This is a genomic window from Woeseia sp. D3-10 (genome assembly GCF_055809415.1).
Window position 1 is genome coordinate 93270 of record NZ_JBVVTW010000007.1, and the last position, 25858, is coordinate 119127.

24 protein-coding genes and 1 pseudogene are annotated in these 25858 nt (G+C 55.4%); 8 read left to right on the forward strand and 17 right to left on the reverse strand.

Annotated features, from left to right (window positions below):
• Positions 1-16 precede the first annotated feature (16 nt).
• The 4 genes from AC0L8N_RS01155 to AC0L8N_RS01170 all read right to left on the reverse strand — a co-directional run bounded on the left by AC0L8N_RS01155 (position 17) and on the right by AC0L8N_RS01170 (position 2874).
• On the reverse strand, positions 17-985 hold the full coding sequence (locus AC0L8N_RS01155) for a beta-ketoacyl-ACP synthase III (RefSeq protein ID WP_473665747.1): 969 nt from the start codon (positions 983-985) through the stop codon (positions 17-19).
• Positions 982-1992 (reverse strand): phosphate acyltransferase PlsX, encoded by a 1011-nt coding sequence (gene plsX / locus AC0L8N_RS01160; protein ID WP_473665748.1) that lies wholly within the window; start codon positions 1990-1992, stop codon positions 982-984. The genes AC0L8N_RS01155 and plsX overlap by 4 nt, the downstream gene beginning before the upstream one ends.
• 53 nt (positions 1993-2045) lie before the next feature.
• Positions 2046-2240, reverse strand: a complete 195-nt coding sequence (gene rpmF / locus AC0L8N_RS01165; protein ID WP_473665749.1) for a 50S ribosomal protein L32 — start codon at positions 2238-2240, stop codon at positions 2046-2048.
• 73 nt (positions 2241-2313) lie between these two features.
• On the reverse strand, positions 2314-2874 hold the full coding sequence (locus AC0L8N_RS01170; protein ID WP_473665750.1) for a YceD family protein: 561 nt from the start codon (positions 2872-2874) through the stop codon (positions 2314-2316).
• Positions 2875-2996: 122 nt separating this feature from the next.
• Here AC0L8N_RS01170 and AC0L8N_RS01175 point away from each other — a divergent pair, with 122 nt between their 5' ends.
• On the forward strand, positions 2997-3590 hold the full coding sequence (locus AC0L8N_RS01175; RefSeq protein ID WP_473665751.1) for a Maf family protein: 594 nt from the start codon (positions 2997-2999) through the stop codon (positions 3588-3590).
• A 6-nt stretch (positions 3591-3596) separates the two neighbouring features.
• Here AC0L8N_RS01175 and AC0L8N_RS01180 read toward each other — a convergent pair whose 3' ends face one another.
• Positions 3597-4619: an RluA family pseudouridine synthase gene (locus AC0L8N_RS01180; protein ID WP_473665752.1), complete on the reverse strand. Its 1023-nt coding sequence runs from the start codon at positions 4617-4619 to the stop codon at positions 3597-3599.
• Between the two features lie 418 nt (positions 4620-5037).
• Between AC0L8N_RS01180 and AC0L8N_RS01185 the strand changes: the two genes are divergently transcribed.
• Complete coding sequence (locus AC0L8N_RS01185) at positions 5038-7824, forward strand: Rne/Rng family ribonuclease (RefSeq protein ID WP_473665753.1); 2787 nt, start codon at positions 5038-5040, stop codon at positions 7822-7824.
• Positions 7825-7868: 44 nt separating this feature from the next.
• Here the strand turns inward: AC0L8N_RS01185 and AC0L8N_RS01190 are convergent, their stop codons facing one another.
• The gene (locus AC0L8N_RS01190) at positions 7869-8366 is read right to left on the reverse strand and encodes a low molecular weight protein-tyrosine-phosphatase (RefSeq protein ID WP_473665754.1); all 498 of its coding nucleotides are present in this window, start codon (positions 8364-8366) and stop codon (positions 7869-7871) included.
• Positions 8367-8740: 374 nt separating this feature from the next.
• Between AC0L8N_RS01190 and AC0L8N_RS01195 the strand changes: the two genes are divergently transcribed.
• Complete coding sequence (locus AC0L8N_RS01195; protein WP_473665755.1) at positions 8741-9313, forward strand: carboxymuconolactone decarboxylase family protein; 573 nt, start codon at positions 8741-8743, stop codon at positions 9311-9313.
• 12 nt (positions 9314-9325) lie between these two features.
• On the opposite strand, the gene AC0L8N_RS01200 is transcribed toward AC0L8N_RS01195, so the two are convergent.
• Positions 9326-10420 carry a hypothetical protein gene (locus tag AC0L8N_RS01200; RefSeq protein ID WP_473665756.1) on the reverse strand — a complete coding sequence of 365 codons (1095 nt, stop codon included), beginning with the start codon at positions 10418-10420 and terminating at the stop codon, positions 9326-9328.
• A gap of 10 nt (positions 10421-10430) precedes the next feature.
• The gene (locus AC0L8N_RS01205) at positions 10431-11453 is read right to left on the reverse strand and encodes an aromatic ring-hydroxylating dioxygenase subunit alpha (RefSeq protein ID WP_473665757.1); all 1023 of its coding nucleotides are present in this window, start codon (positions 11451-11453) and stop codon (positions 10431-10433) included.
• A gap of 75 nt (positions 11454-11528) precedes the next feature.
• Here AC0L8N_RS01205 and nhaC point away from each other — a divergent pair, with 75 nt between their 5' ends.
• Positions 11529-12905 carry a Na+/H+ antiporter NhaC gene (gene nhaC / locus AC0L8N_RS01210; RefSeq protein ID WP_473665758.1) on the forward strand — a complete coding sequence of 459 codons (1377 nt, stop codon included), beginning with the start codon at positions 11529-11531 and terminating at the stop codon, positions 12903-12905.
• A 3-nt stretch (positions 12906-12908) separates the two neighbouring features.
• Here nhaC and AC0L8N_RS01215 read toward each other — a convergent pair whose 3' ends face one another.
• Both AC0L8N_RS01215 and AC0L8N_RS01220 read right to left on the reverse strand, forming a co-directional pair.
• Entirely contained in the window at positions 12909-13460 is a 552-nt protein-coding gene (locus AC0L8N_RS01215) for an outer membrane protein assembly factor BamB family protein (protein ID WP_473669991.1), read from the reverse strand.
• Positions 13430-15037 (reverse strand): outer membrane protein assembly factor BamB family protein, encoded by a 1608-nt coding sequence (locus AC0L8N_RS01220; protein ID WP_473665759.1) that lies wholly within the window; start codon positions 15035-15037, stop codon positions 13430-13432. Before AC0L8N_RS01220 ends, AC0L8N_RS01215 begins: the two co-directional genes overlap by 31 nt.
• Before the next feature lie 301 nt (positions 15038-15338).
• Between AC0L8N_RS01220 and AC0L8N_RS01225 the strand changes: the two genes are divergently transcribed.
• Entirely contained in the window at positions 15339-16550 is a 1212-nt protein-coding gene (locus AC0L8N_RS01225; protein ID WP_473665761.1) for a Gfo/Idh/MocA family protein, read from the forward strand.
• 126 nt (positions 16551-16676) lie between these two features.
• A pseudogene (locus AC0L8N_RS01230) lies at positions 16677-17822 on the forward strand (YbiU family protein); the annotation flags it as partial.
• A 60-nt stretch (positions 17823-17882) separates the two neighbouring features.
• Here the strand turns inward: AC0L8N_RS01230 and AC0L8N_RS01235 are convergent.
• Both AC0L8N_RS01235 and AC0L8N_RS01240 read right to left on the reverse strand, forming a co-directional pair.
• Positions 17883-18725, reverse strand: a complete 843-nt coding sequence (locus AC0L8N_RS01235; RefSeq protein WP_473665762.1) for a PIG-L deacetylase family protein — start codon at positions 18723-18725, stop codon at positions 17883-17885.
• Positions 18726-18751: 26 nt separating this feature from the next.
• The gene (locus AC0L8N_RS01240) at positions 18752-20017 is read right to left on the reverse strand and encodes an MFS transporter (RefSeq protein WP_473665763.1); all 1266 of its coding nucleotides are present in this window, start codon (positions 20015-20017) and stop codon (positions 18752-18754) included.
• A gap of 476 nt (positions 20018-20493) precedes the next feature.
• Here AC0L8N_RS01240 and AC0L8N_RS01245 point away from each other — a divergent pair, with 476 nt between their 5' ends.
• Positions 20494-20661, forward strand: coding sequence for a hypothetical protein (locus AC0L8N_RS01245; RefSeq protein WP_473665764.1), 168 nt, complete (start codon positions 20494-20496; stop codon positions 20659-20661).
• A gap of 146 nt (positions 20662-20807) precedes the next feature.
• Here AC0L8N_RS01245 and AC0L8N_RS01250 read toward each other — a convergent pair whose 3' ends face one another.
• The 3 genes from AC0L8N_RS01250 to hppD are packed head-to-tail and all read right to left on the reverse strand — an operon-like array spanning position 20808 to position 23447.
• Positions 20808-21812: a fumarylacetoacetate hydrolase family protein gene (locus AC0L8N_RS01250; RefSeq protein ID WP_473665765.1), complete on the reverse strand. Its 1005-nt coding sequence runs from the start codon at positions 21810-21812 to the stop codon at positions 20808-20810.
• Positions 21813-22355 (reverse strand): VOC family protein, encoded by a 543-nt coding sequence (locus AC0L8N_RS01255; RefSeq protein WP_473665766.1) that lies wholly within the window; start codon positions 22353-22355, stop codon positions 21813-21815.
• 12 nt (positions 22356-22367) lie between these two features.
• Positions 22368-23447, reverse strand: a complete 1080-nt coding sequence (hppD, locus tag AC0L8N_RS01260; protein WP_473665767.1) for a 4-hydroxyphenylpyruvate dioxygenase — start codon at positions 23445-23447, stop codon at positions 22368-22370.
• A gap of 138 nt (positions 23448-23585) precedes the next feature.
• Between hppD and AC0L8N_RS01265 the strand changes: the two genes are divergently transcribed.
• On the forward strand, positions 23586-24050 hold the full coding sequence (locus AC0L8N_RS01265) for an Lrp/AsnC family transcriptional regulator (RefSeq protein ID WP_473665768.1): 465 nt from the start codon (positions 23586-23588) through the stop codon (positions 24048-24050).
• 15 nt (positions 24051-24065) lie between these two features.
• Here the strand turns inward: AC0L8N_RS01265 and kdsB are convergent, their stop codons facing one another.
• Positions 24066-24818 (reverse strand): 3-deoxy-manno-octulosonate cytidylyltransferase, encoded by a 753-nt coding sequence (gene kdsB, locus AC0L8N_RS01270; protein WP_473665769.1) that lies wholly within the window; start codon positions 24816-24818, stop codon positions 24066-24068.
• Complete coding sequence (gene lpxK / locus AC0L8N_RS01275; RefSeq protein WP_473665770.1) at positions 24815-25855, reverse strand: tetraacyldisaccharide 4'-kinase; 1041 nt, start codon at positions 25853-25855, stop codon at positions 24815-24817. Before lpxK ends, kdsB begins: the two co-directional genes overlap by 4 nt.
• Positions 25856-25858: the final 3 nt, after the last annotated feature.

Genomic DNA, 25858 nt, shown 5'->3' on the forward strand with positions numbered 1-25858 from the left:
TTAGTTCGTGGCTTGATCAATAACGCATCAGCACAGAGCCCCAGGTGAAGCCTCCACCGAAGGCCTCCATTAACACCAGCTGCCCTCTTTTGATACGGCCATCGCGTATACCCACATCCAGCGCCATCGGTACTGACGCAGCCGATGTGTTGCCATGGTCCTGCACAGTTAGAATCACTTTATCCATGCTGATATCCAGACGTTTTGCCGTTGCCTGAATAATGCGTAAATTCGCCTGATGCGGTACCAGCCAGTCGAGTTCATCTTTGCTGATGTTGTTCGCCTTCAGAGCTTCTTCAGCAACTCCACCCAGCGTCTTGACGGCTACTTTAAAAACTTCGTTCCCTTTCATGATGATCTTGGCGTCATCACCGGCGGTCTTGTGTAACTGATGCGACGCGCCGTACGGGTAGTACAGCAAGTCTTTGTACTGTCCGTCTGCACCCAGGTGCGTTGAAATAATACCGGCTTCATCTGACGGCTGGAGAATTACAGCACCAGCGCCATCACCGAATAAGACACACGTCGTTCGGTCACTCCAATCGACAATCTTGGACAAAATTTCAGCGCCAATGACAAGCGCACACTTTGCCTCGCCTGCACGCACAAATTTGTCGGCTGTGGACAATGCGTAAATAAAGCCGGTGCACGCAGCCTCAACACTAAATGCTGGACAACCGTGTATACCTAGTTTTTGCTGAATGAGCGTGCCGATATTGGGGAAAATCAGATCCGGTGTCGTCGTACCAACGATGATCAGGTCTATATCGTCGACTCCAACCCCCGCGGCATCCATGGCCTGCTTCGCCGCCTCAATACAAAGATCCGAAGTCGATTGCTCCTCGGCAGCAATATGGCGGCGTTCGACGCCCGTGCGGGTTCGGATCCATTCATCGCTGGTCTCGACCATCTTTTCCAGATCCGCGTTGGTCAAGACGCGTTCCGGCAGATAGCGGCCTGTTCCGGCTATACGTGAATATTTCATGCGGCTTCCTGCTTCAGCAGACTGCCAATCTGCTCCGGCACCTGGTTCTTAACTTCCAGCAACGCAGTCTCAATGGCATGCTGAAATGCAACAGAATCTGCACTACCGTGGCTCTTTATAACGATACCATTTAGTCCGACCAATGACGCACCATTATAGTTTCTGGAGTCCATGCGCACAGCGAGACTTTTCAGTACCGGACTGGCCAGCACTGCTTGCAACCTGCTAAACAGATTACGCTTGAAAGCACTCTTCAAATAATGCGAGGCAAGGCCTACCGTGCCCTCCATCGTCTTGAGGGCGACATTGCCCGTAAAGCCGTCCGTGACCACAACGTCCGTCTTGCCGGCAAAGATTTCATTGCCTTCTATATAGCCTACGTAGTTGAGACTGCTTGCCTGCAGCATAGCGGCAGCCGTTTTCACGGTTTCATGCCCCTTGGTGTCTTCAACGCCGATATTCAGGAGGGCAACGCGCGGCCGTTCAATTGAGCGGATATCGCCGGTAACAATCGACCCCATTACCGCGAACTGGAACAATTGCTCAGCACTGCAGGATGTATTGGCGCCCAGATCGAGCATATGCACCGTGCCGCCAATCGACGGCAACTCGGCCAGAATGGCCGGGCGGTCTATTCCGGGCAGCATCTTCAACACGAATTTGGCCGTGGCCATCAGTGCCCCGGTGTTGCCCGCACTAACGCAGGCAGTTGCGCCACCTTCTTTCACTAGGTCAATGGCGACACGCATGGACGAATCTTTCTTCTTACGGAGGGCGTCCGCTGGCGCTTCGGACATCCCCACCACTTCGCTCGCCGCCCGGATGGACAACCGCGGCTCATCGCCAACAATGCGCGTGACCAAACCTGACAGCAGATCCTGATCACCCACCAGAATCAACTTCAGCTGAGGATGACGTTCAAGACAGGTGCACGCCGCACGCACGACCACCTCGGCACCGAGGTCGCCGCTCATTGCATCGACAGAAATGATGGATTCGTCAGTCACTCAGTCTGTCAGGCTAGGGCCATCAGACGCGTGAAACGCGAAAAGGCGAAGCTTTAGTCTTCGTCTTTGTCGCTGACAGCCGGTTCGATAACCTGGTTGCCACGATAGAAACCATCCGGTGATACCCGATGGCGCAGATGGGTTTCGCCCGAGGTTGGATCGACAGACAATGCCGGTCCTTTCACTTTGTCATGCGAACGGCGCATGCCACGTGTTGACGGTGTTCTACGACTCTTTTGTACAGCCATTTCATTCTCCACAAGTGGGCGATGTGTGCACCGCCCGCATATAATAATTTGTCGGGGTGAATCCTGGATCCCGTTACCGGGACTTCTCAATTTGTGCCTTCAGGTCAGCGAACGGCCGAATTGTGTTCGGTTTTTCTTCTGCCTTCTCGCTGCCCGGCAGCTGGATGCAGTTGTCATCTGACGTGTGCATCGCAGCCAACGGAATTGCCATTACCAGCATTTCTTCGACCACATCCAGCGGCCGTAGCTTGTTATCTTCCACACCCCAGACTTCGAGCGCGTCATCGATCGATCGCGAATCCTTGCTGTTCAACAGCAACATTCTGAACGACGTTGTCAGCGACAGGGTACAGGGTTCAAGGCATCGCTGACAGACAGCCGGCAACCCGGTCTCGGCACTGCCGCGCACCTCTGGCAAACGTTCACGAGCATCAGCCCAGCCGAATTGCAGCTGAACTTTAACTGCTGTGTCCTGCCAGCCCGCCGGCAAGCGGTCAGCTCCCAGCGCGACGAAATCCGCCTGCACAATCTCGGAAAGCCTTTCAAACGTTGATAATTTATCAACAATTTCAAGGACTTGAGTTCTACGCGCGAGATACTCGGGCGCTACGTGATCTAGCAGAGGGTTCGCCATGGCGGGCGCATCATAAGTAGCCTGTCGCGCCCTGTCAAAGCGGATTTCCCGAGCCGGAAGAGTAGCCTGCAGAGGCAAAGCAGGTACACTGGCCGGCCCTTCACCTTAGTGGCTCTCGAACCGTGCAAAATCCGTCTGCCGCACCGATCATTCTGGCCTCAACTTCCCGCTACCGACGGGGCCTGCTAGACCGCTTTCTCAATGAATACGAGGTAGTCGCGCCGGGTGTTGATGAGCAGGCTGTCAGCGCCGCTGACCCGCACAGCCTCGCGGCCAGGCTGGCCCGCAGCAAAGCAGAAGCGGTGTCGAGCCAATACCGCGACGCTGTCATCATCGGTGCCGATCAGGTTGCCGTACTCGACTCAGCCATCATTGGCAAACCCGGCAGCCACGCCAAAGCCATTGAGCAATTAATGGCCGCATCCGGCAAGACTCTGCAATTTCTGACGGCGGTCTGTGTGCTCGACCCGCACGGTCGCAAGCGTTATGAGCACATCGACGAAACCACTGTTCGCTTCCGCAAGTTCGACCGACGCCAGGCCGAGGTTTACCTGCACCACGACGAGCCTTATGACTGCGCAGGCAGTTTCAAAGTCGAAGGCGCCGGCTTTGTTCTGTTTCGCTCAGTCAGCACGGAAGACCCGACAGCACTGATCGGCCTGCCGATGATCTGGCTTGCCGCCACGCTGCGAGAACTCGGCCAACTGCAACCCTGAGCGCACTTACTTTTTTCGAAGATGGTGCGGTTTGCGCTTTTTTCGCGCCGGCAGTCGGCCCTGCAAAAACGATTCAAGGTCATCGGCCAACGGTGCCGTAAAGTGCTGTTCGTTGCCGTTCGTGTCGGGAAATGCGATCGACTGAGCGTGCAGGAACAAGCGCTGCAGACCATTGCTGGCGGCCCGATAATTAACGTCCGGGTCACCGTAACGCTCATCACACAGGATCGGAAAGCCCTCCGCGGCCAGGTGCACGCGAATCTGGTGCGTGCGGCCGGTTTCCGGCTGACATTGCAATAAACTGTAGATGCCATAGGTTCTCGACAGTCTAACTTTGGTAGCGGCCGGCTTACCCTCCGGATCAATGATGACGTGTCGTTCGCCGTTTCGCCGGTGCGTAACCAGCAAAGGCGCGTCAATAATCTGCTCGCCGTACTGCCAGTTGCCGGGTACCAAAGCGAGGTAGTTTTTCTCCACCCGCCCTTCCCGGAACTGCTCGTGCAGCGAACGCAACGCGCTGCGACGCTTGGCCAAAACCAGACAGCCGGACGTTTCCCGGTCGAGCCGGTGAACGAGCGACAAGTCCTTAAGCTCCGGACGTGCAGCACGCAAGAGCTCAATAACCCCGTGACTGATGCCGCTGCCGCCGTGTACCGCAACCCCACCGGGCTTATTGATCACCAGCAGGTACTTGTCTTCAAATATCACCCGCGACGACAAGTCATCGACACGGTGTTGCGGCGGCGGCGCACCGTCCTTGTTAATCCGTACGGGTGGAATGCGCACTTCGTCGCCGGCCTGCAGGCGGTGCTCCGCCCGCACACGACCACCGTTTACCCGCACCTCTCCCTTTCGCAACAAGCGATATAGACGGCTCTTGGGCACGCCCGGCAAATGCCGTCGCAGGAAGTTGTCGATGCGTTGATCGGCGTCGTCAGAGGCCACTGTCACTTTGCGGACACCAACGCTTTGCTCGCTGGAGCCCGCGCCGTTGTTACCGCCCGAGGACGGTGGGGAATTCGGTTGCATAAGCAATCACTTATTTCAGTTTTGGGCAAGAATCGGGATGCAGAGCGGAAATGCTGTGCTATATTACGGCGCTGTGTGGACCACTGGACCTCTGTCTGGCCACACATTCCAAAGAAAGCGACAGTACGGTCAATGACCGTCTTAGCGTTTATTTTATTCATATCCGGCCCGTACAAGCGAGGCCGGACATCCTTTTGGCAGCAAACCGGTTGTCCGGTGAGCGCCAGAGCGGCATGCCGCAGGGTAACAATGATTTTGTTTCTGATTCGCTGGATCTTCGCAGGTCCGGCCTTCAAAGAGTACACGCCAACGAGCTCGGGTGCCCCGCACCCCGGCAGGTTCGTGCTGCTTTCCTGTACCGCTCTTCCCGCCTCATTACACCGACCAACTGTGCTGCCCAATCAACAAGTAGGGCATCATGAAAAGAATGTTAATCAACGCGACTCAGGAAGAAGAGTTGCGCATGGCGATGGTCGATGGCCAACGCTTATTCGACCTCAATATAGAGGCTCCCGCCAGCGAACGTAAGAAAGCCAACATCTACAAAGGCAAGATCACCCGCATTGAGCCCAGCCTCGAAGCAGCCTTTGTTAACTACGGTGCGGAACGTCACGGATTCCTGCCGTTAAAAGAAATTTCCAGCGAGTATTTCGTCAAAGACGCGCCCAGCGGCAAAGTCAACATCAAGGACGTACTGCGCGAAGGTCAGGACATCGTTGTCCAGATCGACAAGGAAGAACGCGGTAACAAAGGTGCAGCGCTCACCACCTTCGTCAGTCTGGCTGGCCGTTTCATTGTCCTGAAACCCAACAAAGAACGTTCTGGCGGCGTATCTCGCCGCATTACAGGTGACGACCGTGATGAAGCGCGGAAATCGCTGAAAAATGTCGATATCCCGGAAGGCATGAGTGTGATTCTGCGCACGGCCGGGATTGACCGAACCAGCGAGGAACTTGCCTGGGACCTCGAAAACCTGCTGAACGTCTGGAACGCCATTCTCAAAGTGGTTGTCGAACGTCCGTCGCCGTTCCTGATTTACCGCGAGAGTAACGCCGTCGTCCGCGCATTGCGCGACTACCTCACCTCTGAAATTGGTGAGATTCTGATCGACGACGAAGCCACTTACATCGAAGCCAGCGAATTCGTGCAGCAGGTGATGCCGCAGAATCAACGCAAGCTGAAGCACTACACCGATCCGGTACCGCTGTTTACACGCTACCAGATCGAAACTCAGATCGAGTCCGCGTTTGCCCACCTGGTCCACTTGCCCTCTGGCGGTAGCCTGGTGATAGACCATACCGAGGCGCTCGTTTCCATTGATATCAACTCGGCGCGCGCGACCAAGGGCGGCGACATCGAGGCAACGGCACTGAATACCAATCTGGAAGCGGCTGACGAAGTTGCTCGCCAGTTACGCCTCCGCGACCTGGGTGGACTCGTCGTGATCGACTTTATCGACATGGGCCCGCAGAAGGCGCAACGTGAAGTTGAAAACCGGCTACGTGAAGCGGTACGTCAGGATCGTGCCAGGGTGCAGATTGGCAAAATCTCGCGATTTGGCCTGATGGAAATGTCACGCCAACGTCTGCGGCCTTCGCTCGGCGAATCAGCCTACCTCACCTGCCCCCGTTGCAGCGGCATTGGCAATATTCGCAGCGTGGAATCGCTGGCGCTTGCCATCCTGCGCATCATCGGTGAAGAGGCGCGCAAAGAACGTACCGCGAAGGTCATCGCGCAGTTACCGGTGGAAGTTGCTACCTACTTGCTGAATGAGAAACGCGACTGGGTTCAGAATCTGGAAGCGCGTAACGACACCCACGTGGTCCTGGTCGCCAACGAAGGACTGGAAACCCCGCACTACCGAATTCGGCGCGTGCGCGACGACCAGGTGGAATTGCCAGAAAACACCGGCAGCAGTTACACGCTGTCTGACCCTGAAGATGAAGATGCCGTTCCCGATAGCCTGCAGGAACGCAAGCCTGCCGAACTGGCGGCGGTTACCACGGTTGTTGCAACGACACCTGCCCCACCGCGACCAATCGCTGTGGCTGAACCAGCACCGCGTGCGCCGGGTTTCCTTGCCCGTCTCGCCGCCTTGTTTGCCGGTTCTTCATCTAGCGAAGAGAAAGAGAAAAAGCCGGCCAAAGGCGGACGAAAACCCTCGTCAGCCAAACGTTCGAGAAAATCATCAGACAGTCGAGGGCGCGGCGGCAAGCGTGACGGTCGTCGAACGGACGAGAGTTCTGACAACAAAGATGGCAACAAGCCAAGAGGCGAAAAGAAGCGCGGTTCCAAGAAACGTGGCAAGAAATCGGACGCGCGGAACGACGAGCGCAAAACTCAGAACGAACAGAACGGCCAGAGTGACACCGCTGAGAAACGCCAGGACCAGAAAGCCCAGACAGACGGCGATGAAGCACGTAACGAGCAACCGCGTAAGAAGCGCCGCAGTCGTGGTGGCCGGCGTCGCCGGAAATCGGCAGACCGGACTGAGAATCAAACTGATAACACGCAACAAACCGCTGAGTCCGCCGATGCAGCGAACAACGAGCAGGCAACTAAAGCGCCTGCCGATCAGAATGCTGGACAGCGCCCCGCGGCCAAGAAAGCAACTGATGAAGCATCCGGGTCAGCTAACACAGCAAACGGCCAGTCGAACGACAGCCAACCCCGGCGCAATACCGCTGCGGAAAAAGCAGCAGCGCCCGCACCTGCGACCAACGAAAAACCGGAAGCTGTAAAAGCGGTCGCCGCTACAACGGTTGTTGCAAGTGCGGCAGCTCCGGCAAGCAAAGCCCGGCCGGCTGACTATGAAGATACACAGCCAGAGTTACCTCGATTGCGAATGACCGATGCCGAAGTCCGCGAGGCTCAACGCAGTGATACCGTGAGTTCAGATACACCAAAGAAACGCGCGGCACCAAAAGCGGAAACAGCTGGCGCCGATTCGAGCAAGGCACCCCGCGAATCCAGCCGTCAGAATTCGGCACCGGCAGAAGCAGTGAAAGAACCGGCAAAACAAGCACCAAGTCCGGAAAGCAAGCCCGTCGAAACGGCCAAACCAGCCACTGACAAGCCGGCCGCAGAAGCCGCGCCGGCCAAGCCGAAACCTGAGGGTAAATTGCTGCCGTGGGATCAACCGCAACCAGCCACACCGACCAAAGCAGAAACTACAGTGAGTGAGGACAAACCCTCACAACCCTAAGGCCGGTTAGCTCGTCTGAACAAGGGGTGGCTGGCAACGCAGAATCAGGCGTTGCCGCCACCCTTTTTCTTTTGCAGCTCGGTCAGTAAGCCAAGAGAAGCGGTTTCAACCAGGTCCAGCACCCGTTCGAAACCGGCTGTGCCACCGTAGTAAGGATCCGGCACTTCAAGCGTATCGGCTTCCGCAAACTCAAGAAACAGTCGAATTTTTTCGTGATGAACAATGCCGCTGCGATCACGCAGCGCGCGCAGATTGTCGTCATCCATCGCCAGTAAGAGATCGTATCGCTCGAAGTCTTCGTCCTGGACGTGCCGGGCAGTAATACCGTCGAGACTGTAGCCGCGCTTCTCCGCCGCAGCCATTGCCCGCCGATCGGCCGGCGCCGCCGTATGGTAAGCATGAGTGCCTGCGGAATCGATATCGATCCAATTGGCCAGGCCTGCATCGGCTACGTGTTTACGAAACACGCCCTCCGCTGTTGGTGAGCGGCAAATGTTGCCCATGCACACGAAAAGTACGCTGGTACGTGAATCTTTAGTCATAAGTATCTGTTTATCTTAGGCATTCTATCCGCACATGGCCGCCGAAATCCAGCCGTGTCCGACACGATTTGTAGCCCGAATTGTACCCAAAGATACGGTCTACAACTCACTCGAACGACTTGGGCCACTTTCTGGACGGGTGATACACCTACAGGATCTGGAACTCTTGCCCTCTGATCCCAAGCGGGACGATTGACGGCACGCCGCCGTTGAATTTCGATCGCTCATACCATTATTGCACCGAAGCAAGCAGATCTAAACGTTTACACTACAGTCCCTTTTTGGCTACGTTTCGTAACTGCAGGTCAACGATTTCTCGACCGGCAGGTACATTAGAATTAGCGCGCCGAACAGCAAAGCAACTGAGGAACACTATGGGTGCATGGATTGAAATGATTGCGGAAGATGACGCGACGGGTGACCTTCGAGAAATGTACGACCAGGCCAGAACGCCACATGGCACTGTCGACAATGTCATGAAAGCTCATTCACTTCGTCCGCACACGATGCAAGGGCACATCGCTTTGTACCGAAGCGTCCTGCACCACCCGGACATCACGCTGCCGCTGTGGTTTCTCGAAGTCGTTGCGTCCTATACCAGCATCAAGAACAACTGTGAGTACAGCCTGACACACCACTTTAAGAACGCGCGACGATTACTGGACGACGACGAACGCGCTGACGACATTCATGCCGCGTTGCAATCTGGCGAGCCACAACGCGTATTCTCAGGGAAATACCTTGCACTCCTTGAGTACGCCGCCAAACTCACTGTCAACGTACGTGGCATGGCGAAGACTGACATCGACGCGCTTATCGCGGCCGGCTGCGATGACGGTGAGATTCTCGAAGTCAACCAGGTCGTTGCCTATTTCAATTACTCGAATCGACTGTTGAACGGTCTTGGCGTCACAACGGAAGGTGACGCCATTGGATACTACAAGTAGCTCGGCAACCGGCTATCTTGTTTGAGAATCTCCCAGGCCATAATCCCGCACTGGTCGTTCGAAAAGCTCTCGTATGCCCGGGTAGTTCGCTTGCAACCTTTGCACTTCCTCCGTTTCAGCGAAGTCCAGCCTACCGTTGCACCATAGTTCCGAACCGTTCACGGATATACTTGGATCAAATACCGAAATACAAATCTCACCCGGCGCATAGTCTCCGCAGGTATGAAAGTGAAGATAGCGAGGATTGCCGAACGCCGAGCCTGACCAACGTGTCAGGTTGTCGGCAGCCAAGCCGGTGTAACCGTTTTGCGGATGAATGCCGGCGTGCCATGAGTGTATGACGTCGCCATCAATACCGTACTTTTTGGCAACGAAATCGTAGTGGGCGCGCACTTTCCTGACTTCGTGCTCGTTGCCTTCAAATCCAACGATTCGTCCCTTGTCGACCAGCGCAATAACCACGCCGTCAATCAACACGCTATCTGGCCGGTAGTAGCGCGAACCTGTCGGACTTAGCCACTTCGAGAGCGCCAGTCGTCCTGAAAACGTACTTGCCGGTACCGGCCGAAACACAGTCAATGGGAACCGTCGGATGAAAACGTCGTCTGCATTGTCGTCACCGGGGTCTGGGGGCGACGTGCCAACAAGATTCGTGCCCGACGGACACGTAATGGTGACTCTGTTTTCGCCGAAAATTGCAGCGTTTATGAGACTCTTCAGGCTAACGAAGAACCGATAATCGGCACTACAAAAAGCGGAACCGAAACTATCCTCATCCAACGCATAGCACATTGTTTTTGTTCCAGCACCGCCGAGATCGGTGAATCTGACCTGATCGCCAATCCTCGCCAGGAACAGGGTGTGGTCCACCGTACCCATTGCGCGCGAAACATCGGCGGGTAGTTCGCTCGCATCTTCGACAAATGTCGTGTCTACAATCTTGACATTCAGCGCACGGTTGCGCCCGTGTACGGCAATAACATCAGCAAGCGTGCTCGAGTAGTAGTCGCCGCCGCCTTGCTCTCTTATAATCGCCAGCGATTCGCCAGCTTTCGCCTCAATACAGTTGAATAGCAGATTGTCGATGCCAGCTCGAATATCGGCCACGATATCCATTCTAGGCGATTTTTTCCGCTGCGATGGCCTTGTCGAGTAACGTCCTGAAACGCAGCGATCCGGCATCGAGGCCCAGGTTCAGGTTGCGGGTCGTCTTGTCTTTCATGCCCAGGTGAACCGCTTCAAGGATCTCGCGATCCTCATTAAACGCGGTAATGGCCCCATTGTTGAGACGCTCCGATACTTCCGGATTGTCCGCGTCGGTGTTGTAGTTTTGAAACCAGTAGTAGGCAGTGTGATCTTCATCAATCGGTGTAATGAAGTTGTAGGACTCCATGACATAGGCTCTATCGTCCAGCTTGTCGACGTCGCCACCGGTACCTGCCGGTGTAAATATGCCGCGATTGATGCATATACTCGGCAGGCGAACTTCGTAGTGCTGTAGGCGATCGCAATTCCCATCGAACTTGACCAATGGCGCGTAGTAAGGTGGCAACGGCTGGTCGCTTATCCATCGAGACACGACGACGCCATCGTCAAATGATTGAATCTCCAAAGGCGTACCGTCGGTACCGGGTGCGGCGAAAGACGACTTGTGCACCCAGGCGACGTGCGATGGATCCAGCAGATTATCGGTTACCCAAAGATAGTGGCAGTCGAATTCCAGCGTACCGCCTGCTGTCACTCCCCAGCCGTCCTTGTCGTAGTTGGGAACATGGACAATTCTAGATTCGTCTGCCAGTTGAAAGTCGCCCATCCAAACCCAGACGAAACCCCATTGCTCTACTACGGGATACGCCCGTACGCCGGCATTGGGCGGAATTCGATCCTGCGTCGGTATAGACACACAGGCTCCTGAAGCATCGAACTGCATACCGTGATAGCCGCACTCGACTTTGTCGCCAAGCAGCCGTCCCTTCGACAGCGGCAACTTTCGATGCGGACAAGCATCCGCCAGCGCAACGACGCTGCCGTCCTGTTGCCGGTACAAGACGAGCTTCTCTGCCAGCAGCATGCGGGCAGACAATGTTTGTTTGATGTCCTCGCTTCGGGCTGCAACGTACCAACAATTCTTGAGAAACAATAGATCAGTCCGTGGTGGATCCGACTGCAATTATAGCCGCTGGATCAAAGTTAAGAGACATTGTAACGTAGCAAAATGAAGGAACCACAAAATCCTCTTTTTCTGCAGTCGGCAATCTGTTTCGGCGGTGTCATTACCATTGTCATTGCCGGACTGTTATGGCTTGAAGTCAGCCTGCACAGTCTGCTGCTGATCGCGCTCGTTTGGGTTGCAGTCCACTCAGCGATTCTCGGTTTTAGTTTCCAGGCCATCAAAGCCGCAATGATCGCCGGCATACACAGGGGCCTCGGCGCCATCTTTATCTTCTTTCTGATCGGCGTGCTGATTGCCGCGCTTATTGAAAGTGGAACGATTGGTGCACTGATCTACTATGGTGTCGACCTGCTGCATCCGGCAATCTTTCTTCCGGCCGGCCTGGTGCTGTGCAGCATCATGTCGCTCGCAACTGGGACAGCCTGGGGAACAATCGGCACGATCGGCGTTGTCCTCATGGGACTTGGCGGCGCGCTTGGCATGCCACTGCCGCTGGTTGCCGGGATGGTTGTTTCTGGCGCCAGCTTCGGCGACAAAATGTCGCCAGTGTCCGATACGACCAATCTCGCTGCGATGAGCGCGGACACGGACCTCTACTCCCACATCCGTTCGATGCTGTACACGACGTTCCCCACCTACATCATCTGCCTGATCATTTTTACCCTCGTCGGGCTAAGTTACGGCGGCCAGGCAACGTCTGAGCAGGAACTGCTATCCCTGAAACACCACCTCGCAATCGAATTCGCGATCGGCCCGCTGACACTGCTGCCGCTGATCGTGTTGTTGGCCCTAAGCCTCAAACGAGTGCCGGCCGAAATCAGCATGCTGGGCAGTGTAGCTACTGCCGCTGTGCTGGCCATTGCGATGCAGGATCGATCCGTTGCGGAGGTACTAAACAGCCTGCACAGCGGCTATTTCGCGGATACCGGCCTTGATCGCCTTGATGTACTGCTGACCCGCGGCGGCATACAAAGCATGATGTGGACGATGTCGCTTGCACTGCTCGCGTTGTCGCTCGGCGGCATACTCGATCGCGCAGGATTCGTGCGAGTACTGTTGAGCGGACTCCTGATCCGCATAAGGCGTGCCGCGAGCCTGATGGCAACCACAATTGCTGCGGGTGTGGTTGCCAATATGAGTATGGGTGAGGCGTATCTTTCCATTATCTTTGGCGGGCAGATTTTCAAGGATGCCTATACGCAACAAAAACTCGAGAACCATATGTTGTCCCGATGCCTGGAAGAAGGCGCGACGCTCAGTACCTCGTTGATCCCATGGACGACATCGGGCGCCTTTATCACTGGAGCACTGGCGATATCGCCGCTGGAGTTCGCGCCCTGGACATTCTTTAACACCATCAATCCGCTGTTATCCATCGCCCTCGCCTACCTGGGCTTCGGAATATTTCGCAAGCAGTGAGGCTTACTCTGGCAACGCAAATGCGATGTAGGCGCTACCTTGCTCGCCCTTCGGATTTCGCGCGTTGCTCGTCAAAATCACAATATACTGTTTGCCGTCGACCATATAGACGGCTGGCGTTGCCATCCCTGAATACGGCATTTTGTACTCCCAAAGCAACTCGCCGGTCGCAGCATCGAATGCTCTCATTTTCTGATCGAACAGTGTCGCGCCGATAAACAACAAGCCGCTTGCAGTTAAGACAGGCCCTCCATAATTCTCACTCCCGGTGTTTTCCATGCCCTCTGCTTTCAGCTCGGGATGCTCACCCAACGGGACTTTCCACAGGTATTCGCCGGTGTTGAGATCTATCGCGTTCAGCGTACCCCAGGGTGGCGCGACGGCCGGATAGCCATCAGGATCGAAGAAGCGATGGTAGCCGGTGAATCGGTAGGGAACGGTGCTCCCATCATCTGACGCAGACGATACCGAGTCTTCCTCAATGCTGCTTGGACCGGCGCTTTCGGGTTTGAGGACAAGATCCGTCAGACCCAGGCGACGGCCTCTGGCGCTAATGCCGGGAACCCGGGCATGCGGCCGACGCCGTTACGAATAATGTTTTCTATCTCGACAGCCGACAATGTCTCGGCCGCAGCTGTCAACGATGGAAACTCCGGCGGGGAGCCTTGCTTGTCGATACCATGACAGACAGCGCACTGCGCTTGATACAGGGCCTCCACGAAGCCCATACCATCAGGACTTGCCGCCAGTTGCCCCGTCCAGGCGATGTCATTACTGTTTGTGTAAATGATGCCCTTGTCGGGGTCGACCGCTGAACCGCCCCATTCGGCTCCACCATCGAAGCCGGGAATAAGGACGACCGGCTGATCGGTTCGAAACGGCGTGAACTCGCCGGCACTCAGGAATGTGCCGAATACTTCTCGCGCCCACGCATTCAATTCCGGCGAGCGCGTCGTCAGCATGTCCGCCGTCAACGTCTGCCTTGCGAATGGCTCTGGGGATGTTGGCAATCGCTGGATAGTTGCGGCACGTTCTTCCGGGATAGGACTGGGCGGTACTTCGAACTCCTTTATGGGAAAGAGTGATTCCCCGGTCTCACGATTGAACAAGTACATATAGCCCTGTTTCGACGGCTGCGCCACAGCGTCGATCGCTTGCCCGTCCCGCTGTACTGTTACCAGGGAGGGCGGCGACGGAAAATCACGGTCCCAAATGTCGTGACGTACGGCCTGAAAGTGCCAGATGCGTTCGCCGGTCGTCGCATCCAGTGCCAGCAGCGAATTGGCAAAAAGGTTATCCCCTTCTCGATCCCCGCCGAAGAAGTCCGGGACAGCAGAGCCCGTCGGCACGTAGACGATGCCACGTTTTTCGTCGAGCGCGAATCCTGCCCAGGCATTGGCGCCGCCCTGCAATTCCCTGGCGTTTTCCGGCCAGGTGTCGGCACCCAGCTCCCCTGCCGCCGGAATAGTGCGAAATGACCAAACCAGCTCCCCGGTCTTGACGTCAAACGCCCGGATGTCGCCGGGTGCTGCGGGCGGATTCTCACCGGTTCTGAATCCGACGATTATGGAATCGTGGAAGATCACGCCCGGTGACGCCAGGGAAATATAGAAGCGGCTGGTATCGCCCGGCAGACCCGTTCGCAAATCCAGCACACCGTCATCGCCGAAATCGGCAATCGGCTGGCCGTTGGCGGGGTCAAGGGCGTAGAGCTTGTCGACGACACCAGCGAACAAGATCGCTTCGTCGCCATGCTTCCACATCGAGAGTCCGCGCGATGGGCCTGCGAAATCACTCGGGCCATCGGGCGCTCTAAATGACCACAGGAGCTCACCTGACGCACCGTTGAGAGCGATAACTTCGAGCGTCGGTGTAAAGCCGTACATCACGCCATCGACGACGATCGGCTGGGTCTGGGGCGCCCCAGGATTATCCATATCGAACTGCCAGGCCGGTGACAACTTGGCAACATTGTCGCGATTTATTTGCTCAAGTGTGGAATAGCGGTTGCCGTCATTTTGCCCACCGTAGGCAGGCCAGTCGCTTGCCGCAAAAGCTGCCGGTTTGCTTTCGGCCGGTTCATCGACAGCCGGTTCCTTGTCCGAGCAGGACGCAAGGAAAGCTCCAGACAAAAAACAGCGACCGAATTAGATTTGAATTTATTCATCTCAGGACACAGCGATCAAAATAAAGTACCGCGGAAAGTACGTAGGATCGCCATTATGCCAGAAGTGAGACCGTCGTCGTTACGGCTCGCATGCTGATGCAAGAACGGATATCTTTAGTTTCATCGAGTACTTCTACAATCGGGAAGGTGGCGAAAAATGGCAGCACTCATTCAGAGGGCGATCAAGGTCCGATCAGCTTTCGCTGAATTTCGCTGACACCGGCACAATAGCGGATGCCGGACAAGACAATTCACAAGGGAACGACGTGACGAAGAAAATTCGAATGGGAATGATCGGCGGCGGCAAGGGCGCACTTATTGGCGCAGTCCACCGGACGTCCGCCGACATCACGGGCGACATCGAACTGGTCGCAGGTGCATTCAGCAGTGATGCAAATGCATCAAGGGCCTTCGGCGTCGACTTAGGGTTGGCACCGAATCGTGCCTACGGAAGCTTCGCCGAAATGCTTGATCGGGAAGCCAGTTTGCCGGAAGACGAACGGATTCAATGTGTGTCGATTGTGACTCCAAACGATTCACACGCAGATGCAGCATGTGCAGCGTTGGCTGCGGGATTCCACGTAATTTGTGATAAACCCCTCGCTGGTCACCTCGAAGATGCACTTCGCATTGAGAATGCGGTCGCAAACAGCGGCCTGCTTTTCGGACTAACACACCCCTACACCGGCCATCCGCTCGCCATTGAGGCGCGTGCACGAATTGCAGCCGGTGAGATCGGTGACATTCGTCGGGTTACCGTCAGCTATCTGCAGGACTGGTTGTCGCGCGAGGAAGATACCAAAGCAAGCAAACAGGCAATGTGGCGCAGCGACCCGGCACGCAGCGGCGAATCTGGCGCGTTTGCCGACATCGGTACTCACGCGTTCCATCTGGTCGAATTTATGACAGGACACAGCATCACCGAAGTTGCGGCGGAGCTGCGTACTGTTGTACCCGGGCGCACGATTGACGACGATGGTGCAGCGATGTTCCACCTCTCCAACGGTGCATCCGGCCTGCTATCCGCCAGCCAGGTGTGCAGCGGCGCGCTGAATGCCCTCCGTATCGAGATTTACGGCGATGTCGGTAGCATTTTCTGGGCACAGGAATCACCCAATTCGATGACAATCAAACTTCGCGGCCAGCCCGACCAGGTTTCGCGTCCCGGCACCAACGCCGCTTATCTGTCGGAGCTGACCATCGCAGCATGTCGCACGCCCGGCGGGCATCCGAAAGGCTATCTCGAAGCTTTTGCGAATCTTTACGCAGGCTTCGCCCGCGCCGTGCGCAACTACCCTGCGCATGGCGACACCGGCTGCGCCACGGTGGAGGGATGGTGTCGCTGGCATGCGCTTCATTCGAGCGGCGTCGATCAGCAGCCGCAACCAATCGACCTGGACCCGACTGGACGGCGTCTCCACCTGACACTTCGATTCACACACTCAGTTAAGGAATATCGGGTTGCTGCGGTACACTAATAATTGTGTCCCGTGGTGGAGGAAACATGCTTCAGGAAGCCAGGCAAAAAGCCAATGCTGCAAACGAGCCCTATCGGGCGCGAATTGTCGAAACCGAGCGTACGCTGCGCGCCCGGATTTACGGACATGCCTACTCGCTTTGCGAGTATCACCGAGTCCGTCGAGTCCCAGATAGAAGAAATCGTTCAGGAACGTGCTCAAGGCATACAACCGGTGCCGGATCTCGATTTCAATCAGCTTGATCAGGTAACGGAAGAGCAGAAGCACAAGATTCGCCAGCGCGGCTGCCTCGTTATTCGCAATGTGTTCGAAGAACAGCGTGTCACTGACTGGAACCGGCAGCTCGAAGACTACCTAACCAGCAACAACTACCTCGAAAAGCTCGCCGCCAGCGGTGCCGTCGACGACTATTTCAGCACCCTGGCGAGCGCCAAGCCCCAGATCTACGGTGTCTACTGGTCGCCGCCGCAAATGGAGGCGCGAACTGATCCTGCAATGGCTGCGGTGAAGCAATTCCTGAACAGACTTTGGCACGCCGACTCGCCGGAGGGACCAGTATTCGACCCCGATCACGACCTCTTGTACGCAGACCGTGTGCGATTTCGCCAGGCGGGCGATGCCTCACTCGGATTGTCGGCGCACGTCGATGCTGGTTCAATCGAGCGATGGATCGACCCCGCGTACCGTGACAAGGTCTATCGTCACGTTTTCGGCGGCGACCTTGCGCAGTACGACCCATTCGAAGCCTGGGGACGGACAGAGATCGAAGAAATTCCGTCACCCGCCGTCTGCCGAATGTTCCGCACGTTTCAGGGTTGGACGGCACTCACATCGCAAGGGCCCAACGACGGCACACTGCAACTGCTTCCTGTCGCCAACGCGATAGTCTGGATGCTGCTCAGGGCCCTGCAAGACGATATTCCGGAGGATGAGTTGTGCGGCGCAGCCGCGTGTCGCGCGATGATGATCGTGAAGGAATACCACGATCTGTTGCTGAGAGGCTACGGATCCATTCCTCAAGTGGAGCCCGGTGACACCGTATTTTGGCATCCTGACGTGTTGCACGGCGTCGAGGATGAGCATCGCGGCAGCGGTTATTCCAGCGTCCTGGACATCGCACCCGTCCCGGACTGCGCCAAGAATCGTGCCTACGCGAAACTGCAGCAGAATGCGTTTGAGGCAGGCCGTTCAGCTCCGGATTTCGCGGCTGAAGATTTCGAAACGGATTTCAAGGGTCGATTCACCAAACAGAATCTGAGTCCGTTAGGACTGCGGCAGATGGGCTACCCAGGACTAAAAAATCTGCAACCGATAACCTGGCCAAACCTCCGCTCACTGGATAGCAATGTCTGGAAACAAGTTTTTCAGTTCTTCTTCTGTCGGCTGCCTGCCATATTCACAGACTTCAAAGGCCTCGGCATACCTGGTTTGTGTGGCGATCTCAGCCCCATACGTATTGTGAATCAGCTCCCTGTATTGATCCGCCTGCTTGCGCCAGACAGGCTTCCATAGACATTGATCAAAAAACTCCTGTTTTCTGTGAGCTCGAGCCTCTGGTTCACCGGGGACAGGACATACGTCGACAAAGTTTTGTTTGTACCAGTAGCTCTCGATTTGCGACTCCAGCCGCCAAAGGGCATCCATTTTCTTATCCATGGCGGAGTCTATGGGAACAGCAATAGAGGGGCTAAAAGGAATGGGTGTTTGAAAGTGATCGTAGGAGAACAGGAACACAGGGTTGTGAGTTAAGGCCGGAACATCGGGAAGCACAAATTTCACGGTCACCATAAATGCTGCGTCCTGCATCAAGACGCCTGTATAGCGGTGATCCGGATGATAGTCATAGGGGCGATGTCCTATTACTATGTCTGCTTCCCATTCACGAATGTATCTCAGAAATATCAAACGATTCTCAAGTGTTGGCATGAGTTCACCGTCGTGAACATCCATTACCGCAGTCTCTATTCCCAAAACTTCGGCGGCTGCTTCCACTTCTTTTTTGCGAATGTCTGCCAGTTCTTTACCGAATTTGAGTGCATGTCCCACATCACCATTGGTTGTCGAAACAAACTTAACTTTGTGTCCCTGAGCTGTCCACATAGCTGCGCAGCCACCGACATTGAGTTCCGCATCATCCGGATGTGCTCCAAAAACCAATATCTTCAAAGAACTCAAGAACTATCTCCTTGCACACATACAGGCTAGTCTGCTGAGCGCTCGACATCGTCCTTAAACGTCAGCATGAACAACACGAGGACAAGCAATGCGAATCCGGCCGGCACCCACCAGAATTCCTGCCAGCGCTCCAGCGTCAGTGTGGTTGCACCATCCAGGAACCGGTTGAAGATCGCACCAGCAATCTGCGCGCCAACAAACATACCGAGTCCGTAGGTCACCAATACGAGAATGCCCTGAGCCTGGCCGCGCACGGCTGGCGTGGATTTCTTGTCAACGTAGATGTGGCCGGTTACGAAAAAGAAGTCATAGCAGATCCCGTGCAACAAGACTCCGCCAGCGACCATCCAGAACACCGCGTCGGGGGCGCCGATGGCGAACAGCGCATAACGCAAGATCCATGCGCTCATGCCTATGGCCAACATCCATTTCACACCAAGGCGCATGAACATCAGCGGCATCAGCAACATGAACGCTATTTCCGACATCTGCCCAATGCTCATCAAAGAAGACGGGTTCGGCAGCACATCGACAAGCGCATTGCTTACGCCCTGATCGTAAACGGCATTCGCGACGAAAATCGGCGCAAAACTAAAGTAAGCAGCGAGTGGGATACAGATCAGGAAAGCACAGCCGAGAAAAATGTAGAAGGATCGGCTGCCAAGCAAGCGGAATGCATCGACGCCCGCGATACTCCGAAATGTCACTGCCTGTCCGGCGGCGGGCGGCGGTGTGTGGGGCAGCGTGAAGCTGTATGCGCCAAGCACCAGGCTTGCGATCGCCGTCGTATACAGCGGCAAGGGCGTCCGGTCGGGCAACTCTTCGCCGCTGAATTGGCCGAGGACAATGCCGATAAAAAGGCCGGCAGCGATCCAGCCAATCGTGCCGAATACGCGGATCATCGGAAACTGCCTTTCTTGACTCTCGATATTATGAAACGCCAGCGAGTTCGACAAACTCAGCGTTGGCATGTAGCACATGTTGTAGAGCAGCAGCAGTAGAACGAACAAACCGGGTGATCCCGTCGCCAGCGGCACCGCGAACATGATAAGTCCACCGAGGATATGCAGGGTACCGAGCATTTTTTCGGCCGGGAAATAGCGATCCGCAACCAACCCCAGGAAGAACGGCGCAATGATGGCAGCGACGGGATTGACGGTGTATGGCCAGTGTGTAAGGTCGGCCATGCCGTGCGCCGCCATATAGTTGCCGATCGTGACGTACCACGCACCCCACACAAAGAACTGCAGGAACATCATTGCGCTGAGTCGCGCCGAAATTACGTTGAACATTTGGCCATATTACGCAGCGCATCAGTTGAACATTTGGCCATGTTACGCAGCGCATCATCGGTAATGCAACCGGTGTTTCGCAATAGTTCTTGCCAGAAGATAGTTTGCATCGACGAGAGTAAGCAGCCGATTGCGGCCGAGCAGGAATCCTGGATCAGCGCCGGCGTACCGTCCATGGCAGTGCCGTCGAAACGATGTCGTAACAACTGCCGTAGGTTTCAACTTGTAGCCAGAATTGAGCCCGGATCACCTGGCTCCCTGATGCAAATAACGAGAGAAACTACTGCCCATGCAGATAAACAGAATAGATAATTTTTCTTTATCTTCCATCATTCAGAACCACATTTCCTGCCTGATATTTTCCCGCACTAGCCGGTGCAATTTGCTGCCTTACTTTGCCGCCGGGCCAGTAAAGACGCTCAGCAGATGCCCAAACATACGTCCAGTTTAGGTACCTACCCCAGATACACGGCCCGATGACAGCAGCGGCCGGCGATGGCCAGGAGAAACGTGTTATCCGCAAACCGCGGCCAGATTTGGCGTACGGCTTGGCTGAAAGGGATTCAGGTACGCTGGTCGCTCTCGCCGAGCGTATCGCAGATACCGAAAGACCTCGTTACCCACCGAAGGGCGCATTCAACTGAACTTTTGGTCAACGAATTATCAAGCTGCAGCCACCAAAACACATCATCAGCGCGCTCATCGCCAACGCTGATACTTGTTTCATGATCGCCCACACGGGCATTAAGGAATGCGATCCTGATACCGGTTATTGCGGTAATAGCCGTAGCTAGCTTTCGTACTTAACAACTACCTGATCGATGCTACCGAAGATAGATGCGCCGGTCTTGTCCTGCATTTCAATGCGCACGCGATCACCGAAGCGCATAAAAGGCGTACTCGGCTTGCCGTGCTCGATCGTCTCGATGGTCCTGATTTCCGCGATACAGGAATAACCCACACCACCTTCGGCAATCGGCTTGCCCGGCCCACCGTCCAGCAAGTTGGAGACCGTGCCGGAACCCACAATACTGCCGGCAACCAGAGGTCGCGACTTAGCCGCATGCGCAATCAATTGACCGAAGTTGAATGTCATATCAACGCCAGCCTCCGGCTTGCCGAATGGCTGGTCATTGAGGAAAGACAGCAGTGGTAAATGAAGCTTGCCATCCTGCCAACGATCACCAAGCTCATCCGGCGTGACTGCAACCGGCGAAAAAGCACTGGACGGCTTCGACTGGAAGAAGCCGAACCCCTTAGCCAATTCGCCGGGAATCAGTCCGCGCAAAGAAACATCGTTGACCAACATGACCATGACGACGTGATCAAGTGCTTCTTCAACAGACACACCCATCGGTACGTCGTCTGTTACGACAGTTACTTCTGCTTCAAAATCGATTCCCCAGGCTTCATCGGCGAGACGAATATCATCCATGGGACCGATAAAGGAATCCGAGCCGCCCTGATACATTAACGGGTCTGTCCAGAACGACTCGGGCAATACCGCCCCGCGTGCTTTACGTACCAGCTCTACGTGATTCACATATGCCGACCCATCTGCCCACTGGTAAGCACGTGGCAAGGGTGACGCACAAGCTTCCGGCTTGAACGGCTCGCCATTGCCTGCCTCAAGCTGGTCCGCGATCGCCTCGAGCGCCGGACGGGAATTGGCCCAGTCATCGAGTGCCGCTTGCAGCGTGGGTGCAACGTTTGTTGCTGACATATAGCGCGAGAGATCTTTGCTGACTACAACAAGCTGGCCATCACGGCCTGCTTTGAGGGATGCAAGTTTCATTTATTCGTCATCCTTAAAATTCAGTTCGTGCAACCAGGCGGCATGCCGTGGCGCCTTCTTGGTTACGCTCCATTCCTCAAGCATTTCAGGAGCGACGCGCCTGAGCTCATCGATCTGATCCTGGGTACACGTGTTGGCGGCCAGCTCCAACCGGTGCCCATTCGGATCGAAGAAATAGATCGATTGAAAGATGCCGTGATTCGTAGGCCCGAGAACGTCAACGCCGTGCGATTCTATGTGCTTTTTCGCCGCCAGCAACGCTGCGTAGTCCTCTACTTCGAACGCAATATGCTGCACCCACGTCGGGGTGTTGTGGTCACGATCCATGGCCGGCCGCGTAGGCAACTCAAAAAATGCCAGCACGTTGCCCATACCCGCGTCGAGGAAAACGTGTATGTACGGATCGGGCTCTTTGGTGGACGGAACCTGGTCTTCTGCAAACGCGACAGTGAAATCCATGTTCAGCACTCGTTGATAGAACTCCACCGTCTCCTTCGCATCTTTACACCGATAGGCAACGTGATGAATGCGTTTCAGATTCATAATTTGCTCCCGTCAAGTGGCAGCCGCGACTTTCCCGCGTGCGACCTGATCTCGTTCAATGGATTCGAACAGCGCTTTGAAATTACCCTCACCGAAACCTTCGTCCCGCTTGCGCTGGATGAACTCGAAGAACGTAGGACCGACCATGTTGGACGAAAATATCTGCAACAGCAGCCGCGGATCATCATCTTCGGTCGTGCCGTCCAGCAAGATACCGCGGGATTTCAATTCATCGATCGGCTCACCGTGGTTCGGAAGTCGTTCGTCAAGCATCTCATAGTAGGCGTCCGGTGGCGCCGCCATGAACTCGATACCCTGCTTCTGCAAGCGGTCCCAGCATTCGTACAGATTGTCACAACTGAACGCGATGTGCTGAATGCCCTCCCCGTTAAACTCCATCAGGTACTCTTCAATCTGGCCACCGCCATTCGCCGCTTCCTCATTCAACGGAATTCTGATCTGACCATCCGGCGCTGTCATAGCCTTGGATGTCAGACCGGTGTATTCACCCTTGATATCGAAATAACGAATCTCCCGAAAGTTGAACAGCTTCTGGTAGTAGTCTGCCCAGAACTGCATGCGTCCGCGGTAAACGTTGTGCGTCAGGTGGTCGATGATATTGAAACCACAGCCTACCGGGTTGCGATCCACGCCTTCCAGAAAATCGAAGTCGATATCGTAGATTGACGTCCCCTCTTGGTAGCGATCAATAAGGTAAACGGTGGCACCCCCGATTCCTTTGATAGCCGGCAGCCGCAATTCCATCGGTCCGGTCGGTATGTCAACTGGTTGCGCACCGTTCTTCAATGCCAGTGCGTAGGCTTCATGAGCGTTCTTTACCCTGAATGCCATACCGCAGGCTGAAGGCCCGTGCTCCTGCGCGAAATAATAGGCCTGACTGAATTTTTCGTTGTTGATGACGAAATTGATGCCGCCCTGACGCCACAAGGTAACGTCCTTCGAACGATGCCTCGCCACCTCAGTGAAGCCAAGCAAGGTAAACGCATCCGTCAGAATTTTCGGGTCTGGGGACGCGAACTCGACGAACTCAAAACCATCCAGCCCCATTGGATTTTCAAACAAGTCAGCCATTGCGGCGCCCTCCTAAAGTGCGATCATTTTCCCTAGTATGCGCGGAATTTGGTGACAAATTGCCCTTTCTTTGCGATATTTGGCTGGTTTTTGAAACATTTGTTTTATTATTTCCAACTTTATTAACGAGATGAGCACTTGAAACTCTCCAAAACCGATCACCTGCTGCTGAACGAGCTGCAACGCGACGCCACTCGCAACCAGAATGAACTGGCGGAACTCGTTGGGATGTCGCGAACCTCTTGCTGGCGACGAATTCGCGACTTCGAACGGGCCGGCTTAATCGAACGTCGGGTTGCCTTGCTCAACCCGAAGCTGGCGGGGATTAATATCCAGGTTCTATTGATGGTCGCTATGACGGAACACACGGATGCCAACCGACAACAGTTCGAACGGCACGTATCCTTACTTCCTGAAGTGACCGAATGCTTTTCCGTATCAGGTGAACGTGACTACCTTCTGCACGTCGTTGGCAAAGACATGGAGTCTTATAACGAATTTCTGAATTCCAAAATTCTGAAGCACGCGGCGGTCCGGTCGGCAAGCTCTACGTTCGTACTGCGACGCGTGAAGTACTCGACGGTGTTGCCGCTGCCCAACTAACAGTATTGTTTGCTCTCAGTCCAGAGCGAGGATGGCGGCGTCCACTGCACGTAAGTCGTCTTCAGTATCAACACCGATACCGGGTCGGGAACGGGGAACGCCAACCCTGATGATCATTCCGAGGCTAAGTGCCCGTAATTGCTCGAGGCGTTCAGCCGTTTCCAGTGACGAAGGTGCGGCGGCGACCAGTTGCTTAAGGACTGAAACCCGGTAACCGTAGATACCGTGATGATGCAGTGCCGAAGCCATCGCCAACGGCGCATCGCTGAAATTTCGTGCATGCGGAATCGACGCACGGCTGAAGTACAAAGCATTGCCGTTCAGAGCGCAAACCACTTTCACAATATTTGGGTTGGCAAAGTCGTCAGCAGACTGTAATGGCGACGCAAGTGTCGATAGTTGCACGGTAGAGTCCAACAACAGTTCAGCGCATTGATCAATCAATGCTGCCGGCATCAGTGGCTCGTCACCTTGCAAATTCACCACGCAAACATCGTCGTCCCAGCGCTTTATCGCGCACACTTCGGCGAGTCGCTCTGTTCCCGATGTGTGCCCCGTGCCGGTCATGCATACATTGCCGGAAAATGCGGTAACTGCCTCGGCGATGCGCTCATCGTCTGTAGCCACAATGACTTCACGAGCGGAGCTTTCCAACGCCCGTGCGTACACATGTTCGATCATTGGCTTGCCCGCAATGAGCCGCAACGGCTTACCTGGCAAGCGTTCGGATGCATAGCGTGCGGGAATGACAACCACAAAATCGTTCATTGCTGTTCCTGTTTGGTGCCGGGTAGCAGTTTCCTCACCAGAGCGTCCACCCACTCATCATCGTGCATCTCAACATCTACGGGCACGTACCAATATCGCGTGGTTGCAAACGGTCCGCATTTGACCGCGTCTTTTTCAGTCATGACGATATCAAAGTCACCATCAAACACGAGGTCCTTGCTCGTAAATAGCGCGTGATCCGGAAACGGATGGCGCACAATGTTCATGCCGCGCCGCTCCAGACTTTGAAAGAAACGCTCCGGATTACCGATCGCCGCAACCGCATGAACGGTCTTGCCAGCGAATTGATCAAACGTACGCGCTTCCTGACCGTCAACACTGAGTAGTTCATGGCCAACGAGATGAAATCCATTGGTCTTGCTGATCGGAAGCGATACTGATGACGGCGGTGAGGAACTGCGCGTCGCAAGATGCACCAATACCCTGTCGACAGAAAAGAGTCGCGACCCCGCTTCCCGCAGCGGTCCTGCCGGCAACACCCAGCCGTTCCCAAGGCCGCGCGCACCGTCCACCACGGCAATCTCGAAATCGCGCTGCAACTTGTAATGCTGCAAACCATCGTCGGTAATTACGATGTTGACGCCCATGGCAATCAGCTCGCGGGCCGCCGCTGCCCGGTTTGGATGCACTGCGACCGGGCACCCTGTACGCCTTGCCATGAGCAGAGGTTCGTCACCAACAATATCGGCGTCGCTGTTTGCATTGACCTGTGCCGGTGTGTCGCCAATGACGCCGCCATACCCCCGACTCGCAATGCCTGGATTCAAACCACGGCTACGCAATTGCTTTGCGAGCCAGATAGTGACAGGCGTTTTGCCTGTGCCGCCAACGGAAATATTCCCCACGACGATAACGGGCACGTCGACCCTGCAGGTGCGAAGAACACCCAATCGGTACAGCGCTCGACGGAACGCACTCAGCGCAGCAAACAGCACACTCAATGGCACCAGCAACCAATGGTAGTAACCATCGGCATACCAGAGTCGCTGCACGCGGCTTTCATGCTGGCGCGACATATC

Bases quoted from the DNA above. Each gene is read 5' to 3' on its own strand.
- AC0L8N_RS01180 (WP_473665752.1), bottom strand. From the start codon at position 4,619: ATGCAACCGAATTCCCCACCGTCCTCGGGCGGTAACAACGGCGCGGGC.
- AC0L8N_RS01240 (WP_473665763.1), bottom strand. From the start codon at position 20,017: ATGTTCAACGTAATTTCGGCGCGACTCAGCGCAATGATGTTCCTGCAG.
- AC0L8N_RS01190 (WP_473665754.1), bottom strand. From the start codon at position 8,366: ATGACTAAAGATTCACGTACCAGCGTACTTTTCGTGTGCATGGGCAAC.
- lpxK (WP_473665770.1), bottom strand. From the start codon at position 25,855: ATGTCGCGCCAGCATGAAAGCCGCGTGCAGCGACTCTGGTATGCCGAT.
- rpmF (WP_473665749.1), bottom strand. From the start codon at position 2,240: ATGGCTGTACAAAAGAGTCGTAGAACACCGTCAACACGTGGCATGCGC.
- AC0L8N_RS01250 (WP_473665765.1), bottom strand. From the start codon at position 21,812: ATGAAACTTGCATCCCTCAAAGCAGGCCGTGATGGCCAGCTTGTTGTA.
- nhaC (WP_473665758.1), top strand. From the start codon at position 11,529: ATGAAGGAACCACAAAATCCTCTTTTTCTGCAGTCGGCAATCTGTTTC.
- kdsB (WP_473665769.1), bottom strand. From the start codon at position 24,818: ATGAACGATTTTGTGGTTGTCATTCCCGCACGCTATGCATCCGAACGC.
- AC0L8N_RS01245 (WP_473665764.1), top strand. From the start codon at position 20,494: ATGACAGCAGCGGCCGGCGATGGCCAGGAGAAACGTGTTATCCGCAAA.
- AC0L8N_RS01185 (WP_473665753.1), top strand. From the start codon at position 5,038: ATGAAAAGAATGTTAATCAACGCGACTCAGGAAGAAGAGTTGCGCATG.
- AC0L8N_RS01155 (WP_473665747.1), bottom strand. From the start codon at position 985: ATGAAATATTCACGTATAGCCGGAACAGGCCGCTATCTGCCGGAACGC.
- AC0L8N_RS01195 (WP_473665755.1), top strand. From the start codon at position 8,741: ATGGGTGCATGGATTGAAATGATTGCGGAAGATGACGCGACGGGTGAC.
- AC0L8N_RS01170 (WP_473665750.1), bottom strand. From the start codon at position 2,874: ATGGCGAACCCTCTGCTAGATCACGTAGCGCCCGAGTATCTCGCGCGT.
- AC0L8N_RS01255 (WP_473665766.1), bottom strand. From the start codon at position 22,355: ATGAATCTGAAACGCATTCATCACGTTGCCTATCGGTGTAAAGATGCG.
- hppD (WP_473665767.1), bottom strand. From the start codon at position 23,447: ATGGCTGACTTGTTTGAAAATCCAATGGGGCTGGATGGTTTTGAGTTC.